The following is an 18,694-nucleotide window of genomic DNA, read 5'->3' on the forward strand; positions in this document are numbered from 1 at the left end:
GGTGACATAGTGACGAGAACAACAGACTTACCGCCTGAGCTAGTGCGCAAACGGAATATGTTTCGTGCGGCGATTGAGAAAAGCCGGACGTGGCGGCAGGCGGCGCGAAAAGATTATGAGTTTTACTTTGGCAAGCAGTGGGAAGACGCTGACCTGCAGGCGCTCAAAAAGCAGAAGCGGCCAGCAATCACGATCAACCGCATTAGGCCGCTCATCAATCTCATCTCCGGCTACCAGCGATTAAACCGCTACGAGCCGGATTTCAAACCGCGCACGGCAGATGACATTGACTTATGTAAAGTAAGAAAAGGCATCACGAAATATATCATGGATAGTTGCCGGTATAATCGCGAGGAAAGCCGCGTGTTTCTTGACGGCATCATCGGCGGCGTTGGCTGGTTTGAGGTCGGCTACGAATTCGACTATCACGCATTGGATGGCAAGGCGGTGATTAAGCGCGTTAGTCCTTTCGATATTTATGTCGATCCAGAAAGCCGCGAGCCGGACCTGTCAGACGCGGAGTATATTTGCCGCGCCAAATGGGTGTCAAAGGATGACCTCAAACGCACATACCCTGAGTTTGCCGACGAGATTGAAGCGTTTGCCGAGCGGTACGACCGCGACGAAGAGGAAGAATGCGACGAGGATTTAGAGCCGCTCTGGTACTCGCGCGAGAAGAAGAAATGCCGCCTGGTTGAAATATGGTACAAGCGGCATACAATGAAAGAGTACTACGTCATTGGACCCGGGCAGATTGTCACGAAAGACGAGCTGCTGCCGGGCATGATGGTGACGCATAAGTTTCGCGTGCCGCAGACGGAAATTCGCTGCAGTGCAATCATTGGCGATGTTGAGCTGGAGGACGTGCCGTCGCCGTACCAGCATGGACGGTTTCCGTTTGCGCCGTACTTTGCCTACTATGTCGGCGAAGAGGGAGAAATTCCGGCTGGTGTCGTGCGGGACTTGCAGGACATACAGCGCGAACAAAACAAGCGCAGAAGTCAGCTCCTACATCTTATCAACACGATGGCCAACCGTGGATGGCTGTTAAGACGCGGGCAAGAAGATACCAAGAAAAAGCTATTAGAAAGCGGCAGTACGCCCGGTGTAGTGGTTGAGTACGACACAGACCCGCCAAAGCCGTTCGATAGCACGTCTGTGCCGACGACATTTGCCGAGTTTGAACAATTAGGCGACGCGGATTTCAGGCAAATAAGCGGTATAAACGAGGCTATGCTTGGGCAGGAAATACCGTCCGGCACGAGCGGCAGGGCGATAGAGCTGCGCCAGCGCACAGCCGTGACGCAGGTGGCCGGGCTGTTTGACAACCTGCGGGCAACTAAAGAGATGGTATTGTACCTGCTCTGGGGCAGCGAAGGTGCTCCTGGCATTATCCCGCAGTACTATACCGAGGAAAAGACGTTCCGCATCATCGGCGAATCTGGCAAAGATGAATTCGTCACGATTAATCAGCGGCAGCTGGCTGGCTACGACTGGATGGGTAACGCAATATACCGTACGCTTAACGACTTGTCCGTCGGCGAATTTGATATTGTCATTGACGACGTGCCGGCTACGCCGACGCAGCGGATTGCGCAGTTCTATGCACTCTTAGAACTGGCGAAGTTATTGCCGCCCGGGGCAATACCGGTTGACATGATTATTGATGCCAGCGATTTCGATAACAAGGAAGAGCTCAAACAGCGCTGGCTTGAGCAGCAGCGCGCAGCGGCGCAAGCTGTGGCAATGAAACAAAGCGGTGCGCCTCCGCCGGGGCAGCCTGGGCAGCCGGGGATAGTGCCGCAGAGCGCGGCAATTGAAGCAATGCGAGCGGCGCTGTAAAAGGGGGTGATGCGATGCAGGAGTGCAGAGTTTTAGAAACACATGTGTTTTATCAGCCGACTGAGCAGATTGTTATAGACGCGCCAGATGATGGTATTGTGTACTCTGACCACGAGCATATAACGATTGTGCCGCAGGTGGTCAGAAAAGGCGCAAACAAAGTCATGGCCATCCGCAATGCTAAGTTAGTGACTGTCCAGGCCGGTGAGGTGGTTGGCATTGTGATGCCGTTTGCAACTGTCAAAGGCAAAAAATAGCTAATCAGCAACGTTAAACGACGTTGCTTTTTTTATGCCTAAATTCCGCGCCGCCCGGCGACACAGGGCGCAAATAATTCGTCTTGAGGAGGACGTAAAACATGAGTGAAGTTAAAAACGCTGCGGGCGCGTCAGTCCCGATGGAAACTGTAGAAGGCATTGACCAAGATATTATCAAAGAAGTGCTCGCCGACGAGGGCGTAAAACTCGAAACAGAGACAGCGAAAAGCGAACCGAAGCAGCAAGAACAAAAGACTGCACAACAGGATGATGACTGGCCGGAAGACGATGAAAAACCTGTACAGCAGCAGACAGGCAAGCCGCCCAAGGGCTATGTGCCATTGCAGGCCCTGCATGAAGAGCGCGAGGCGCGCAAAATGCTGCAGCAGCAGATGATGATGCTTCAGCAACAGCTTATGCAGATGCAAGAGAAAGTCGCTCAGCCTGCCAAGCAACAGCAGGAAGAGGACCCGCTGGCCGCGCTGGTGCGCCAGCAACTTGAAAGCGCTTTGCCGCAGTACCTTAAGCCTGTCAGTGAGGTCCAGCAGCTAATCAAGCAAATGCAGGAAGAGCAGGCAATCCGGCAGCGTGTCATTCAGTCCGAAGCCAATGCGCGGGCAAAGTATCCTGATTATGACGAAGTCGTTGAGCCCGTACGTCAACGGGTGATGTCTGACCCTGATTTTGCCAAGCTCATACTGCAGATGCCAGACCCGGCCGAGTTTGCTTATCTTTTCGCGCTCGGTCAGCAGGCGCAGGCGCAAAGACTGCAGCAGGGTAAGGCAAAAGTGCAAAAGCTTGAACAAGCGGCAGCCATGCCGCGGTCTATGCAAATCAAAGGCGGTGCCGGGCCTGCGGAATATGAGAGTATAGACGATTTAATTGAGAATTTCGATAAACTCACGCCGGCACAGCAGCAAAAACTTTTGAAACTCACTAACAAAATTGCGGGAGGATGATAACCTATGGCAGTATCCCAAGTGCCAGCCGCGCTGGTACCTAAAATATGGTCAAAGGCGCTTTGGGTAGAAGCGCTAAAAGAAAGCTATTTTGAAAAATTCATCGGTGAAGACGAAAATAGTATTATCCAGCGTAATACCGATCTAGAAAAAGAGCCTGGTGACACTGTTACTTTTGGGCTACTCATGCAGCTCACCGGAACTGGCGTTGATGGTGACAATGTCTTAGAAGGCAACGAAGAAAGCATGGTCTTCTATGACATGTCTGTTACTATCGACCAAAAACGTCATGGCGTCCGGCTGGCCGGTCTTTTGGCTGAGCAGAAGTCGCCGTATGAAATGCGGAACCGCGCCAAGAACTTACTCAAAAACTGGCTGGCGCAGTACCGCGACAAGAAGTTTTTCTCTGTGCTTACTGCTAGCCCGTCTGCTAACCGTGTCTTGTACGCAGGAGGCAAGACGGCAGAAAACCAAATTACCGACAATGATAAGCTCACTCTTGACCTTATTTCCCTTGCAAAACGCAAAGCGCAGCTTGCTAAGCCGATGCTACGCCCGGTCATGGTTAACGGTGAGCCGCATTTTGTTGCCGTGTTCCATCCGTGGCAAATCCGCGACTTGAAGTCTGATGCAAATTACAAAGACGCTGTTCTTAACGCAGCCGAACGCGGTAAAAACAACCCGCTGTTTACCGGTGCTATTGCCATGTGGGACGGCGTTATCATCCATGAACATCCGTGGGTGCCTATTACCGCCACCGGCGCCACCGGCGCCAATGTCGGTCATGGGCTGTTTCTCGGCGCGCAAGCTGCTGTCGAGGCCGTCGCCAAGAAAATGTACTGGCGCGAAAAAGCATTCGACTATGACAATCAACAGGGCTTTGCCATCGGCATCATCCACGGTGTTGCAAAATCTAAATACAACGGCGAAGACTTCGGTTGCATCTCCATTTTGACCGGTGCGAAGGCTGAATAGTCATGGATGAGGAGCTTTTATTAGCTTATATCCATGCTAATCCCCTGATTATCATTAAGGGGAGGTGACAAGTATGAAACGCCGTCGCTAAAAAAAAACAAAGGGGGCGGGGTAAAACCCGCCCCAATTTTCATAAGGTGGTGTTATTGTGAACGCCAAAGAAATGCTGGATAAGGCTGAAAAAATCATCGCGCGGCAGGACGTTGACAGGAACTTATTGCTTCTGTTCATGAACACTGCCCGCAAAGCGGTTATGCGCGACCATGATATACCGAGATTTTATTCGTATTTAGTCAATGTTCCGGTTACAAGTGGTATTGTTGAACTTTTTCTTCCTGTATCAAGTGGTATTATCGACACTGTTCCATTGAAGCTTAAAAGCGTCAAAGTCGTTGAACATGACAAAGGCGCTACTAAGACAGTACTTACTAAATTCGAAAACTACGCCGCTGCACGTCAATATTATCCTGACTTTACGCAGACAGGCGATGCTCAATATTACCTTGAACTCGGCACGAAGATTTATATTTTGCCCGTGCCGACAACTGGCATAATCAACATTCTCGGCGAAGTCTGGCCGGATGATCTGATAGACGACATTTCCAGTAGCGACATTACCACGACAGAGATTCCAGAAGCGTTTATCTATCTTGCTGTCGCCGAGTACTTCGATTACTTCGACGAAACAGATAAAGGCAACTACTTTCGACAGAAGGGGGCCTATATCGTTGACCAGTACATCAAGCAAATCAACATGCAGGCGGCAAACGGGGTAGAAAATGCTGTCAAGCCCTATTTTGGAAGCTCGTATGTAAGGAGTGATTATTGATGGCGTTCAGCCAGATAGATGCAACCAAACCTGCGGGTACTGACAAAAAGAAGTTCGGTGATGATGTAATTCGGGAATTTAAGCAGCAGGTTATTGACAATCTGAAAGAGATAACCAACTACCCGGCGAGCGCAAAGCCTGCGCTTAAAACAGCGGTGTGGACGACCGCGACAAGGCCGACTGGCGCGGAACTTGTTGACCGAGTAACAGGATATAATACTGACCTGTCCGCCTATGAATATTACGATTCGGCGTCAGCAACATGGAAAACTTTATATTCAAACATCCTGCCAGCATGGAACGTTGCCGGAAGACCGACGGGGAAACCGGCTGGCTATACTGGATACAATGTTGAACTAAACGTCATTGAAAGATGGAATGGCACAGCCTGGATACGAATTGCCGGTGGTCGACGTGGCGATATAAAGATGTGGTCTGGCTCGGTTAGTGACATAGAAGTAGGTTGGGTTCTCTGTGATGGCAAAACACGTAATCATCCAGAAGGAGGAACATTTACTCCTCCTGACCTGCGCGACCGCTTTATCGCCGGCGCTGGTGGTAGTTATGCAGTAGGGGCAACTGGTGGCGAGGCGTTCCATACTTTGACAGTTGCAGAGATGCCAAATCATTCACATACAGTGACTATTGCAACATCGGGAACAAGTGGTGTTGACCCTTGGGTGTCTTTTAAGCGTGCTAATTTAAGTGATGGATTATTACCTCCTCCTACATCTGCTTTTAATATATATTCAACAGGTGGTAACCAACCCCACGAAAACCGTCCGCCGTACTATGCTTTATGCTTTTTGTATAAGCTGTAGGTGATTGCCATGCAGAGAAAAACAATTCTCGACCCCGACAAAGGCATAAACAAATATCTGCCTAAAGACCTCATTCCTGACACCGCCTGGTCCGACGGCAATAACGTTCTGTTCGGCGTTGGCTACGTCGAAAAAGCCCAAGGCTGGCAGAAATTTATCGCCACCCAGCTTGATGGGCCAATCATGGCAATTGACAACTACTACAAGTTTAACGGCGACAGTTTTTTGATGATTGTTACTACCAAGCGCGTTTATTACTACAACCCCGTTACAAACAATGTTGTTGATATTACCGGCGCAACACCGCTTAATGGCACAGTAGATAATCCTGTATTTACCGAAACCGCGCAGGACCTATTTATCATTACCAATGGAATTGACCCTATCAAATACTGGGACGGTGTATCAGCGACAATCGCTGATTTGCCGGGACTGACCGACTGCGTCGGTGGGGTTACCAGTGTACGGGCTAAGTCTTTAGTTTTCTTTCAAAATTTCCTTGTCTTGTTTAACACAATTGAAAACGGCAACAACTGCCCACAGCGATTGCGCTGGTCCCAACTTGGAGATATTCAAAAATGGAAAAATAACGCTGACGGCAGCGGGCAGGCCGGTTTTGGTGACTTGACGGACGGCATTGACTTGGGGCAAAGATTAGTACCGCTTGGTAATTACCTTGTTGCGTATAAAGAGCGGAGTATTCAAGTTCTCTCATATGTAGGCGGCGACCTGATTTGGGATAAGCGTCCGGCGATATTCGGCACAGGGTTGCTTGCACCTAAGGCTATTATGGACTTAGGTGACGAGCACATTTTTATTGGCCCGGACAATATTTACAGCTTTGACCTAATTGAGCCTAAAATCGCTGGCGACGACATTGCTAAAGAGTTTTTCCGTATACTTGACCCAGCGAAAGCGCACATGACCACGGCATTTTTTGTTGAAGAAGTTCCGGAGTGTTGGTTTGCGTTTGTCAGCGTCAACAGCCCTAACGGATACCATGACAAAGCAATTGTCTATAACACAGACACCAAAGCATGGTCAATCCGCGACATGCCTATGACGGCGTTTGGTTACTACAACCTCAAAGACGACCCTATCTGGGATACGGATGAAGGCACTTGGGACAGCGACGACAGCGCATGGGACAGCAGTACAAATCTTGCAAACGCGCCGATAAACTTAGGAGGCGATGCACAAGGGTATGTCTATGTTTTTGGCGGCAACTCCAAGGATGGCGCGGACTTATCATTCAACATCACCAGCAAGCTATTCGACCTTGACGAGCCGTTCAGGTTGAAGCGGCTGAAACGCATTCAGCTTATGGTCAGCCGTGAGGGACCTTACAATCTTCTTGTCAAAGTCGGGACGGCTGACAACGTGGATGAGCCTATCAAATGGTATGGGCCGTACAATATGAACCTGGATGTAACAAAACCGCCCTGGGTAGACGTGGACATTACGGGGCGGTATTTTTGCGTTGAGTTTTCGACACTCAAAAAAGACGAGCCTGTGCGGATTACAGGCTATGTTCTCTACTATGACATAAGAGGAGTGGTGTAGATGGACATTAAGCCATTGCCGCAGACGCCAATATTATCTCAGGGTGTTGACAAAACAACTCGCAATGCGTTTAGCGATGTTCATACTAGGTTAAACCAACTTATACAACTAATGGTTCCTTTAACAGATGTAATTACAGCCGCGGCTTGGCAACCCAACAAAACTTATGCCGTCGGCGATATTTGCTACAGTCCCAATGCGCCCAGCTACACCCGCATGGAGTGTGTTGTGGCAGGCAGAAGCGGCACGACTGAGCCTACCTGGCCAACGGTAGGGAATATGGTGGTTGATGGGACGGTGACGTGGATTGTGGATGATGTAAGAGACGGTACACCTGTCGGCAGGATTGTTGCTGAGATTTCTCCCATTTGTCGTCCTGGCTACCTCAAAGCAAACGGTGCTTTGGTTTCACGCGCCGCATATCCGCGTCTATGGGCGTATGTTCAAGCTCGTGGGTTAGTAGTACCAGATACAGTATGGCCAGCAAACTATTGGGGTTGTTTTTCTACTGGTGATGGTTCTACGACATTTCGTCTTCCAGATTTACGCGGTGAATTCATCCGTGGCGGGGATGATGGACGCGGTGTAGATGGCGGGCGTGCTTTTGGTAGTTGGCAGGCTGATGGGATTAAAAGTCACAATCATCCATATCAAAGTCAGCCATATTTATTTGTTGAGTCATTTGATGGTGGAGATGTAATAGCAGAAAGAACTTCTACTGCAAAGTGGGTAACGCATTATACTTCTAATTTTGGAGGCCCCGAAACTCGCCCCCGCAACATAGCGCTTTTATACTGCATAAAATACTAGGTGATATTATGGACGAAATGATTTCCGATTTCCTCCGCCGCTCCCGTTCCCGTTACACTCCAGAGCATATAAAACAATCGTTAAGAGATAACCTGTCCATCGTAACCGAGGACGGGTTTATTTGTTTCAACATCGTGCAGGATGAGTGTTATATCCTGTTTTGCTACGTCCGGCCCGGCAAGGACGTTACGCCTTTTAAACTGGCCGTCGAGGCTTATGCTAAAGCGCACGGCTGCCGGTGGATAAAATTCCTTACTCACCGGGAAAAGGCTTTCGCTCGTAAGTTCAAAGACTACCACCCCACGGCAAGACTGTTTGAAAAGGAGTTGAGATAATGAGCGGTCTATTCGGCAGTAAAAAATCGTCGAACACGACAACTGTGCCATACAGCGGCAAATATGCCGATCAGGTTGATTATGTTTATCAGAAAGTAAAAAACAACCTTGATACACCGGCAACAGCATATCCTGGGCAACTTAGCGCTGGACTATCAGGTACGCAAAGTAGCGCATTGAGTGGGTACAGTGGGCTAATCAATAATCAGGTTTTGTCTGACACGATTGCCGGCAAGTATCTTAGTCCGGATTCTAATCCCTATCTTAGCCAGTATTACGATCAGGCGAAAAATAAAGTAATGGAGAGCCTGGGGGAAATGAACGACAACGTTAATTCGCAGTTCAACGTCCGGGGCCTTTATTATGGTTCTGCCAGGCAGGAAGCGTTGCAGAAGCAGGCTAACAAGGCTGCCGAAACGTTGGCGAACATGGCAACCAACATTTACGGCAATGCGTACAACCAAGAGCGCGAACGGCAGCTACAGGGTATTAATCAGCAAAGCAATCTGCTCGGCAATTACTTCAATATGGGCACGACCGAGCAGAACATTTCCCAAGACGCCCTTGACCGTGCGTATAAGGAGTGGCTCAGGCAACAAGGTGTTGATGAGAACGATTTATCTACTGCTTTACAATATTTGTCGCTTGTTAAGAACCCAAGCCAGACTACTACTGAAAGGGAATCAAAAGGTATTGGTAGCCTATTATTCGGTAAATAAGGAGGTGATAAAATGGGCCTTTTGGATTTTGTTGGCAATATCACGTCCGGTATCGGTAAATGGCAGTATGACATGGGAATTGATACGCCGCTGTCGCGCGGGTATTTGATGAGGGAAATGAAAAAGAAAAATTCTCTTGTCGAACCGCTTATTGCCGCTGCCAAGCGTGACATGTTCGGAAGTATTTCTGCTAATCCTGACTACGATATAAGAAATTCTATACCAAAACCCGAAGGTATAAAAGAAAGAACAGAATCTGCGGTTATTAAATCAGCGATGCCGGACATTAACTTTGCGCCGCAGTATTCTGACAAGAATAAATTCACGTTCAACGCGGCCGATTACTTGCCTGCTCCGCAAAATGGCCTTGCCAGCGCCTTAAACAACGTTAGCCCGATTACCTACAATGCGCCGCTTAGTACGCCGGAACTGATGCGAAAGCACGCCGTGGCGTTCTCGCTGGCCGGTGTGAAACCGGAAGCCCTGCAGATGGGCATGATGACGCCCGAAGAAAACTACCGTGCTGCGCTTGTTAAGCACAATCTCGCTCTTAGCGCAGCTGAGGATGCAGAGCTTAGGCGTAAATATGGCAACGACCTTGTTGATAAATTGTATAAAGCTGGGCTGCTCACTAATAAAGCTGTTGAAACCGGAACCAAATACGGTACTGAAAACAATAACCTTGTTGACATTACAAATGAGATTATTGGGAGTTTTGGCGTCCAGAAACCGTTTACCATGGACAAAACGCCTGGGCTTGAAACGCAAAAAACACAGGCGTATGTGAACAGACAGAACGCAGCAGCTAATGCCAGTGACTCTGTTGCTTGGCGAAACTACAATAAGCCATTTTTTAGTCCCAATACTGGCGCCGGACAGTACGACAGAACACAAATTAGCCTCGCATTAAAGGATATTAATGCCCACCAACAAGCAGTCAGGGCGGCCATGAGAAACGCCTTGCCTGGCGAAGATATTGACGAAACGAAACTTCCGACGTATCCTGCGTACGTGCAGGCGCAAAATTATTTGAACGGGGTTAAGCAGTATGGTCCGGCAAATAGTCAACCAACGCAAACTAATCCTTATGATGGTATGAGTCCTGTTATGCGCGATTTTGCCGTTGCCTTGAATAATCATATTCAAACGTATGGGGCAGAAGCAGCTCGGCAGTGGATTAACCAAAATCGTGATGCATTGTTAGCCAAGGGGATTGACCCTGATGTTGCCTTGACGTGGATACCCTAATAAAAAGGGGTGATAATGTGTTTACTCTTGATGATTTTGCAAGTAAATATTCTGATGAAAACAAGTTGGACAGCCTTGATAGTTTTGCCGCCAAACATTTAGGACCTAAACAGCCCCAACCGTCGCCGACCATCCCTGCTCCTGAAATCCCGATTGACGTACCGCAGGAAGAACCTGCGCCTGGTTTTTTGACTAACCTGGCGAAAGATATTTCGCGCATAGGTGCAAGGTATTTAGAAGGCGCAAGGCAGGCGTGGGATGAGGTGCAACGGGCGAATCAGCGGTATGATGCCGTTGCCAGCGACCCCAATGCTGATCTTACAGACATTGAAGCAGCAAGGTACCAGGCCAATGCCGCGCAGGGCCAGTTTGTCAAAGACGTAGCGCAAACGCCGCTCATGATTGGTGCACTAGCTGGCGCGCCTGGTGCTGCGGTAGCTGTTGCGCCATTTATTGCAGCTGATATAGCCAATGCGGCGCAAGAAAGGTTTCAACAAGAAGGTGCTTTAGGTGCAGCTAAGCAGGTGGCCGGTGACGTAACTGGGATAGGACCAGCAATCGAAGAGTTACCGAAGGTGTTTAACCTTGATTACTGGAAACAAGCGTATGAAGAGCCGGTAACTACAATTGGAAGCACGGCTATGGCGCTGGCTCCGGCTGCGCTCATCGGAAAAGGCGTATATAAAGGTGTAAGTGGTGTTGTAGAAGACAAGGTTAAAAGCGCGCTCGATGAATTTGACTTTACCAAGTCAGATGAGCTACCAACCAATCCGAACGTAGAGGCGCTGGTTAAGGCTATAGCTGAACAAGAAAGCGGCGGTGATTATGGCGCCGTTAATCCTGACAGCGGCGCGCGGGGTAAGTTCCAAATCATGCCGGAAAACTGGCCGGAGTGGGCGGAAGAATTCGGGCTCGGCCGGGATGCGCCAATGACGCCGGAGAACCAGGAATATGTAGCTACGCGAAAAATCCGGCAACTGTTCGACAAATACGGTAACGCCGAGGATGTTGCGCGGGCATGGTACGCAGGTGAGGGATATGTTGATGCCTTGCGTCGCGGCGAACCGCCCTATTCGCCTGATGTAAGGTTTAACGCTGATGGCATAGCGGACCCGAACGGACAATACCCATCGGTCAATGAGTATGCGCAGCAAGTGGTCAGTCGTATGGGAAAACCAGGTTTTGCTCCGGATGCTGTAACCGACTATGACCTTGCTGAAACATGGGTCCGCCCGGCGACAAGGGAAGAGCTTCAGGCTTCTTTACTCGATGCATTGCGCCAAATTGGAGAGCAAAAATGGGATGAGGCGGAGCAGGCGGCTGCAGAGAGCGCGTTCTGGCGTGATATTCCCTACCATGAAAAAGGCAAATTGGCTGGAGAAGGTCTTGTTTTAGGCGAAGAAAAACCGCAGGCCAGGATTATTTTGCCTGGCGAAGCAGAAGTAAACCCGGAAGCTATCAAGGTGATTGAAGCGCTCAAAAAACAGGCTGAAATTGATGCGGAGATAGCAAGAACCAAAGGAGATCCTCGTCAATTTTTAGCTGATGCAATCAAGGCAGGCGATTATTACCGCGCCGCTCGGTGGGCTGAGATTGTCGGCAGTAAAGACCTTGCTGAAAAATATCGCAAGCTGTGGTGGAAAGAGCAGGGCTTTAAAGATGAACCGGCTATTGATTTAAGCAGGGTAGAACCTACTTTACATGATATACGCCCGGATATTAAACAGTTTATTGAAGACACCACTCAGAGGATTGCAGCGGATAGGAAAAACGCCCGCCAGGAGTTGCTGAATGCTTTGGAAGCGGTAAAGCAAAAGGCGTGGGACAATGCTGAAGCTGAAGCCGTTACCTCTCGGATGAACCCCGAAGCAATCGTTTTAACTGAGTATTTTAATACCTATAAAATATCTCCAGAGGCGTTAGAAAAAGCGCTACGGCGGCGCCAGGAAAAGCTGATTGATGATTATATGTCTGTCCTGCGCAGTCAAATGAAGCAGGGCGTTGAGAACCGGTCCATGACGCCTGTTTTAGACAAAGCGGGCAATCCAACAGGTGAGTATACTTTTTCGCCCGGATACAGTCGCAATTACCAATGGTATCGCGACATGCTCGAAGCTAACGGCGGCAAAATGCCTAAAAAAGCTGACCTGGAGTATTGGCTGCGCGAAACAGCTGTTGACCATCTGCGCAATGGCTACCGTGACCCGATGTATGGCGAATTGCCGCCTTCAAGCGAATTTGTGAAGATCGAGCAAGCTTTGTCTGGCCTACAAAAGTATCGAAAACAGCTTCCGTTTGAACTGCGCACCTGGGAGAAAAACAAGGCGATTGATGAGAATGCTTTAGAAAGCGGCGCCGAAGTTGCGGGACTGGTTAATCAGGCTCCGCCCCCACCTGGGATTGAGTATTTACGCAAACGGAGCAATATGGCGCAAAGCGGCCTGAGTGTGCCGGTAAACAGTCCGCGGCCTGAAACTTCTTCCGGTGTTACTGTGCCTGAAACTATTTCCCGCAAGCAGATTATGGACAAAATTAACGAGTTATTTACCGCTGTCCGCACTGGCCGTTTGGGTGTTGATGGCGTACTTGGCTGGTTTGACCGCAATTCTGAGGTTATCCGCACAAAGGGCTATGCCGACTTCCGGGCAATCATGCATGAGATAGGGCATTACCTCGATAAAGGACTTGGCCTGCGTAACGACGCACGTTTTGACAATGAGTTAATCAGCGCCGTTCATCGCCGGTTTGGTGATGCCTATGACAATTTACCAGTTGAACGACTCCGTGGAGAAGGCATAGCCGAATTTATCCATGACTACACGACAAACAAAGCTAGGGCACAGGCTGAGTTTCCGCAGTATTATGCGGCGTTTGAGAAGCGGTTGAAGAAAGAGCCGGAAATACGCGGCAGGCTTAAAATAGTCAGCGACATGCTCAAAACGTGGTACAACCAAGCTGCTAAAGACCGCGTAAAAGGTTCCATATCGTTTGGCGACCGCCGGACCGCTTTTGAGAAAACGAAGGATGCCGTCAAAAACCCGAAGCAAACTGCTGAGGCTATTGCCGAAAGCGGCAGAGAAATCATTGACAAGGTGTATGACAAGTTTGTCGATGAACTCGCGCCGCTTGACCGCATGATGAAAGAGATTGAGAAGCTAACCGGCGAAAAATTGCCATTAGCGCAAGATGTCTTTAAACAGGCATGGCTTGCCAGGGGCTGGGCTGGAAAGGCGCAAACGCTCATTGAACACGGCATCCCAGAAAAAGGAATACCGTCGCTCAAATCAATCGTGAAGTCAGTTGAAAAGAACATTGACGATTTCAGCGCCTACCTTGTAGCGCTCCGCGAGATTGACATGTACCGGATGGAGGAGCAAGGACTTGGTAAGTTTGAACATGCGATTTCTAAAGCTGACGCTGCTCTCACGGTAGCTGAAGGACGTCAAAGGCCAGAATTTGTTAAGGCCCAGCAGGAGCTTGTTAAATTCCAAAACCACCTGCTGGATATTTTGGTTGATGCCGGCATAAAAGATCGTGCTTCAGTAGAAATAATGAAAACTAAGTGGCCGAACTATGTGCCGTTCTTTCGGGAGTTTGATGAAGCGGCAATTGAGAAGTTTTTGAGCGGCAAAGGTTTCGGCAACGTATCTGACCCGATTAAAAAGCTCAAAGGAAGCACGCGGGACATCATCAACCCGCTGGAAAGCATCGTAAAGAACACGTACCTATTCATCAACCTGGCAGAACGTAACCGCGTGGCCAGGTTGTTTGTTGATTTGGCACAGAAGCCAGGATTGGGTAAGCTTATCGAAGAAGTATCTGGTCCGGCATCGTCAAAAGACAGTACATTTGCTGTATGGGACAAAGGCAAAAAACGAGTGTTTCAAACAACGCCGGAACTGTACCGGGCGATTATGCTGCTTGACCGTGAAGCGGCTGGAGTTATTGAAAAAATCCTCTCGATTCCTGCTGGTTGGCTGCGTGCCGGCGCGGTGTTGTCACCGGAGTTCATAGTCCGCAATCCCGTGAGAGATGCGCACTCAGCGTTCATTTATTCCAAGTACGGCTTTATTCCGGTGATAGACACCTTCCGGGGCTTGGCCCATGTCCTCAAAAAAGATGACCTGTACTGGGAATACATGAATAGCGGCGCAGCTCACTCGACAATGGTAAGCCTTGACCGTGACTATCTTGCCAAGAACTTGCGCGAAATTATGTCTAAGCCAGGATACCAAAAATTTATTGCGCCGCTTAATCCCAAAACTTACATTGATATTCTCCGGGCGTTTTCGGAAACTCTGGAAATGGGCACTCGTGTCGCTGAATACGAGAACGCCAGGCGCGGTTACAACGGCGTGATAAACAGATTGTTCAGTAACAAACGCACGCAGCGCAGTATGGAGGAAGCAGCTTTAGCGGCGCGTGACATTACTCTTGACTTTAGCCGGGCTGGTACGGTGGGCAAAAAGATTAACAAGGTTGTTGCTTTTTGGAATGCGACAATCCAGGGCATGGACAAAATGATACGTGCCTTCAAAGAAGACCCAGTTACTACGTCAGCGAAGGTGTTCATGTCGGTTACGCTGCCGTCGATCGTGCTATGGTACTTAAACAAAGACGATCCACGCTACCAAGAACTGCCCCAATGGCAGAAAGATTTGTTTTGGATTATCCCGGCCAAAGATACTCTTATTCGCATTCCCAAGCCTTTTGAAGTCGGAATTCTTTTTGGCACATCGGTGGAGCGGATGCTTGACTGGATGTATAAAAAAGACCCGAACGCATTTAAGGGGTACGGGAAAACAGTCTGGGATGCTATGGTGCCTGGCTGGATGCCGACAGCTTTGCTGCCAATTGTCGAGTGGACGTCGAATTATTCATATTTCATGGAGCGCAACATTGTGCCGCCGAGCCAAGAAAAACTGCCGCCAAAGCTGCAGTATGGACCAAATACCTCAGCTATTGGCAAATGGATAGGCGAACATGCTATAACTCCATGGACACCGCAGGGAGTATCGCCGGCAAAAGTAGATAATACCATTCGTGGCTATACCGGCGGCCTTGGTGGACTGGCTATGACGCTAGGTGATTTGGTGGCCGGCGAATTTGATAAGCGTCCGTCATTGAAGTGGACGGAGTACCCTGGTATTCGTGCTTTTACGGCTACGCCATACAGGAGCAGCAAGTCAGTGCAGGATTTCTACGACCGCTGGAACGAAGTGCAGCAAATGTACAACGAGTACAAGCAGACAGGCGTAAAACCTGCCGGACTTGACGGAGCAGAGTACCGGCGGCTGCAAGGTGTTAATGAGATTATGCAAAAAATCAACAAGCGAGAGAAGGAAATCCTTTCTGATAAGAACATGAGCAGCGAGGAAAAGAGGAGCCGTCTGGATCAGCTCAATGTTATGAAAACCAATTACGCCAGGATTGCCCTGGGCAGACAAAAAATAGCGCAGTAAAAAAAGCAGGGATTAGCTCCCTGCTTTTGCTTTGCGCTTTTTGTACTCCTGCCAGATTGCTCCGGCAATACTCGCTACAATAAAGATGGGAAAGCCGTATATTACAACAGCCAGCCAGATTTCAAAGAAGGCCCCGGCGGCAGAAAGGAGGATGATAAGTAAGGGCAAAGTCAACCAGAGGATAGCGGAACCAATAGCGGCGCCTGCGAGAGTACCCAAAAATTTTAATAATTTCTTCATTGTTAAACCTCTATTTCGTGGTTAGCATTCGTTGTTATACTGGACGCTTCCTCTATCAAAAACGGTCAAATCAGACGTAAAGGGGTGTGAAAATGGGCGAAAAAGAGCTCAATATAGAATTAATCGAGCGAATGACACGCCTAGAGAGTAAAGTAGACATGATACTCATGCAATGCCCGCAGTGTCAGGCGGCAGTGCGCAAACATGATGCGGATATCGCTGCCCTAACGCAAAACATAGACTCGACCCACCAGCGAATTGACACAATATATCGCACTGCCAGCATCATTAGCGCGGCTATTGCGCTGTTTATGCAGGCGGCCGTGTTTGTTTGGCAGGGGGTGCGGCATTGATTATGAACCGAATGCAAAAATACATTATCGAGGCATTGATAGGAGCGTTCCTGCTCCTATTTTTGTTTTGGGCTGTAGGTTACTGGTGGAATGCCCTCGGTAATGCAAAATTTGAACTGAAAAGTTGCTGGGATGGTGTGGCGGCTTTAGGGGCCGCCGGGACTCTTGCAGCCATAAAATATATTGTAGATAGCGTGGCTAATAGCGAACAGGGAAAAAATCCGTATGAAAAGGGGGATAACTGATGACACCCGATGAATTTATTGCCTGGTTAGGGCCCGTAGCTCAACGTGTTTGCCGCAAGTACGGCCTGCCTGCCAGCGTCTGCATCGCCCAGGGAGCACTGGAAAGCGGCTGGGGGCGATATGTGATTGGCGAGTATAACCTTTTTGGCCGCAAAGCCGTTGCTGGTGACAAGTCAATAACCGTCACCACACAGGAGTATATTAACGGCGAATGGGTAACTATCAATGACGAATTCAAGGACTATGACAGCTTGGACGAGGCCGTGGAGGACTGGTGCGTGCTAATGACTGAGGAGCCGGCATACGCTGACGCGCTGGCGGTGTGGCAAGAGACACATGATGTTGAGCAGTTTGTGCGGACAATGGGTCCGGTATACGCTACAGACCCTGAATATGCCGACAAGGTGCTGGCGACAATTCGCGCCAATGATTTAACGCAATACGATGAGGTGATGGCTTAATGCCTAGTTGGGAAATTTACAGCGTCAAAGTTACTGCTGATGAAGGCATTAGCTACGAAGAAGCTATGCACTACGTTCACGAAGAACAACTACTATGGAAAGAGCGCGGCAAGGTCCTGGGCCGCATGGAAATCCGCATCATCAACGACGGCCTGGATGTCGAGATCAAAACCTACGAACGGTCGCCGATCCGGCGGGTAAGACGCATCACCGGTTACCTTAGCACGGTCGACCGGTTTAACGATGCAAAGCGCGCGGAGCTGGCGGACCGAGTGGCGCATGAGTACCGAGAGGCGTTGACTGACAATATAAGGGGGTAATGGCGTGATTAACATTGAAGCTAACCGTCGTTGGGTATATTGGACGTGTGTAGCGCTGGCGGTGGTAATTGCGGTTGTCGCCTGGGCATATCTGCACAAGCCGCCGCCAGTCACCGTTATGGCGCAAGAAGAGGTGCGGGACCCGGTGCAGGTGGCGCAAAAAATAGACGTGCCGCAGTCTGTCGCCCGGGAGATTGTCCGCGAGGTGCAGGTTGTCACGCAGACACCGCCGGCCGCGACGTATACGGTGCAGGCAACGGATACGAAAAAAGCTGCCCAGATGGTTGAGCAGCAGATAAAACTTGACAAAGCACCGGTCTCGTTGCCGCCGGCGGATAAAACGATTGTGACGCCGCGCGAGCAAAAGGTGGACGTGTACCGTATTACGCTTGACAAACCGCGCGCGGTCGGGGTGTACGCCAGCACAGAGAGTGTCGGCATTATGGCGCAGTACAAAAACATAATAGTATTCGGCGGACCCAAATACCAGGGTGGATATGAGATAGGGGCCGCCTACATGATTAGGTGGTAATTGCCGCTCCGAAAGGGGCGGCTTTTTTCTATTATTGTAACCAAATCATATGCAATACTTAGGTACAACAATAGAAAGTGCCTCAAAACCTTATTTTATATAGCGTCTCGCCGTTTTCAGAGCGCTCTGCGGTGACGGTTATGCCCAGGCGCAGGATTATGCGGCGGCGCTCTTCGAAGGTGTTTGCCTCGAAAACTTCTGTCGGCGAAACGTCGCTTTCCTTGGCGGCCGGCTCTGGTGCAGATAATATTGCCTGGGCCGCGTTGATGTCGCTGTTGAGCTTTTGCAGTTCTTTTTCGGCCACTTCCAGGTCGATTGTTCCGTCCGTTACCCACTTTAGAATAGCCGCCTGCCTGGCTTTCAGTTTTTTTAGCCTTGCCTCGGCCCGGGCCTTTTCTTTGCCGGCGTCACTGGTTTTATTTCTGTCACGGCGAATTCCGCCACTCTTTTTAAACATGTTCACTATTTCCTGCCAGACGGCTTCATCGAGTTCCTGGGACGGCACACAACGGCGGTTGTCGCACTCGTACGCATTGACGTATGCACTGCACACGTAGTAAGCGTAGTCTTTATTGTTGCGCTTGGGGAAGCGTGTACCGCGCATGGCATAGCCGCACTTTGGACACTTGATAATGCCTGACAGTAGATACTCAAATTTGGTGTTTCGCTTTGCAGTGACTTTGTTCTGTCGACGGACTTCGGCTGCCTTCTGAAACGTCTCTT

The 18,694-nt window shown here is 49.6% G+C and carries 19 protein-coding genes; 17 read left to right on the forward strand and 2 right to left on the reverse strand.

The annotated features are described in order from the left end of the window. Positions 1 to 9 precede the first annotated feature (9 nt). From TCARDRAFT_RS08065 to TCARDRAFT_RS08120, 12 genes are all read left to right on the forward strand, one after another. Positions 10 to 1,842: a portal protein gene (locus tag TCARDRAFT_RS08065; protein WP_007289500.1), complete on the forward strand. Its 1,833-nt coding sequence runs from the start codon at positions 10 to 12 to the stop codon at positions 1,840 to 1,842. 14 nt (positions 1,843 to 1,856) lie between these two features. Next, a complete protein-coding gene (locus TCARDRAFT_RS08070; RefSeq protein WP_007289524.1) occupies positions 1,857 to 2,099 on the forward strand; it encodes a hypothetical protein in 243 nt (80 codons plus the stop codon). A 101-nt stretch (positions 2,100 to 2,200) separates the two neighbouring features. After that, positions 2,201 to 3,058 (forward strand): hypothetical protein, encoded by an 858-nt coding sequence (locus TCARDRAFT_RS08075; RefSeq protein ID WP_007289501.1) that lies wholly within the window; start codon positions 2,201 to 2,203, stop codon positions 3,056 to 3,058. Between the two features lie 6 nt (positions 3,059 to 3,064). Then, entirely contained in the window at positions 3,065 to 4,033 is a 969-nt protein-coding gene (locus tag TCARDRAFT_RS08080; RefSeq protein WP_007289502.1) for a N4-gp56 family major capsid protein, read from the forward strand. A 148-nt stretch (positions 4,034 to 4,181) separates the two neighbouring features. After that, entirely contained in the window at positions 4,182 to 4,862 is a 681-nt protein-coding gene (locus TCARDRAFT_RS08085; protein ID WP_007289503.1) for a phage adaptor protein, read from the forward strand. Then, entirely contained in the window at positions 4,862 to 5,683 is an 822-nt protein-coding gene (locus TCARDRAFT_RS14620) for a hypothetical protein (protein WP_050769607.1), read from the forward strand. The genes TCARDRAFT_RS08085 and TCARDRAFT_RS14620 overlap by 1 nt, the downstream gene beginning before the upstream one ends. 9 nt (positions 5,684 to 5,692) lie before the next feature. After that, the gene (locus TCARDRAFT_RS08095) at positions 5,693 to 7,246 is read left to right on the forward strand and encodes a hypothetical protein (protein ID WP_007289504.1); all 1,554 of its coding nucleotides are present in this window, start codon (positions 5,693 to 5,695) and stop codon (positions 7,244 to 7,246) included. Next, entirely contained in the window at positions 7,247 to 8,056 is an 810-nt protein-coding gene (locus TCARDRAFT_RS14625; RefSeq protein WP_007289505.1) for a phage tail protein, read from the forward strand. An 8-nt stretch (positions 8,057 to 8,064) separates the two neighbouring features. Next, a complete protein-coding gene (locus TCARDRAFT_RS08105; RefSeq protein WP_007289506.1) occupies positions 8,065 to 8,391 on the forward strand; it encodes a hypothetical protein in 327 nt (108 codons plus the stop codon). Continuing rightward, positions 8,391 to 9,110 (forward strand): hypothetical protein, encoded by a 720-nt coding sequence (locus TCARDRAFT_RS08110; RefSeq protein WP_007289507.1) that lies wholly within the window; start codon positions 8,391 to 8,393, stop codon positions 9,108 to 9,110. The genes TCARDRAFT_RS08105 and TCARDRAFT_RS08110 overlap by 1 nt, the downstream gene beginning before the upstream one ends. Positions 9,111 to 9,122: 12 nt before the next feature. Beyond that, positions 9,123 to 10,358: a hypothetical protein gene (locus TCARDRAFT_RS08115; RefSeq protein WP_007289508.1), complete on the forward strand. Its 1,236-nt coding sequence runs from the start codon at positions 9,123 to 9,125 to the stop codon at positions 10,356 to 10,358. A gap of 17 nt (positions 10,359 to 10,375) precedes the next feature. Continuing rightward, entirely contained in the window at positions 10,376 to 15,820 is a 5,445-nt protein-coding gene (locus tag TCARDRAFT_RS08120; protein WP_007289509.1) for an LPD38 domain-containing protein, read from the forward strand. Between the two features lie 12 nt (positions 15,821 to 15,832). Here the strand turns inward: TCARDRAFT_RS08120 and TCARDRAFT_RS08125 are convergent, their stop codons facing one another. Beyond that, positions 15,833 to 16,060 carry a hypothetical protein gene (locus tag TCARDRAFT_RS08125; protein ID WP_040683204.1) on the reverse strand — a complete coding sequence of 76 codons (228 nt, stop codon included), beginning with the start codon at positions 16,058 to 16,060 and terminating at the stop codon, positions 15,833 to 15,835. A 92-nt stretch (positions 16,061 to 16,152) separates the two neighbouring features. Here TCARDRAFT_RS08125 and TCARDRAFT_RS08130 point away from each other — a divergent pair, with 92 nt between their 5' ends. Genes TCARDRAFT_RS08130 through TCARDRAFT_RS08150 form a run of 5 tightly spaced genes read left to right on the forward strand, consistent with a single transcriptional unit; the run spans position 16,153 to position 17,971 of the window. Further along, positions 16,153 to 16,413, forward strand: coding sequence for a hypothetical protein (locus TCARDRAFT_RS08130; RefSeq protein ID WP_156784663.1), 261 nt, complete (start codon positions 16,153 to 16,155; stop codon positions 16,411 to 16,413). After that, positions 16,410 to 16,658, forward strand: coding sequence for a hypothetical protein (locus TCARDRAFT_RS08135; RefSeq protein WP_050769608.1), 249 nt, complete (start codon positions 16,410 to 16,412; stop codon positions 16,656 to 16,658). The genes TCARDRAFT_RS08130 and TCARDRAFT_RS08135 overlap by 4 nt, the downstream gene beginning before the upstream one ends. After that, complete coding sequence (locus tag TCARDRAFT_RS08140) at positions 16,658 to 17,119, forward strand: glycoside hydrolase family 73 protein (RefSeq protein ID WP_007289510.1); 462 nt, start codon at positions 16,658 to 16,660, stop codon at positions 17,117 to 17,119. Before TCARDRAFT_RS08135 ends, TCARDRAFT_RS08140 begins: the two co-directional genes overlap by 1 nt. Beyond that, positions 17,119 to 17,439 carry an anaerobic ribonucleoside-triphosphate reductase gene (nrdD, locus tag TCARDRAFT_RS08145; RefSeq protein WP_007289511.1) on the forward strand — a complete coding sequence of 107 codons (321 nt, stop codon included), beginning with the start codon at positions 17,119 to 17,121 and terminating at the stop codon, positions 17,437 to 17,439. The genes TCARDRAFT_RS08140 and nrdD overlap by 1 nt, the downstream gene beginning before the upstream one ends. A gap of 4 nt (positions 17,440 to 17,443) precedes the next feature. After that, entirely contained in the window at positions 17,444 to 17,971 is a 528-nt protein-coding gene (locus tag TCARDRAFT_RS08150) for a hypothetical protein (protein ID WP_007289512.1), read from the forward strand. Positions 17,972 to 18,053: 82 nt separating this feature from the next. Here TCARDRAFT_RS08150 and TCARDRAFT_RS08155 read toward each other — a convergent pair. Continuing rightward, positions 18,054 to 18,694, reverse strand: a 641-nt coding sequence (locus TCARDRAFT_RS08155) for a zinc ribbon domain-containing protein (protein ID WP_007289513.1), incomplete at its 5' end; no start/stop codon positions are given.

The organism is Thermosinus carboxydivorans Nor1 (assembly GCF_000169155.1).
Taxonomy (GTDB): Bacteria; Bacillota; Negativicutes; order Sporomusales; family Thermosinaceae; genus Thermosinus; species Thermosinus carboxydivorans.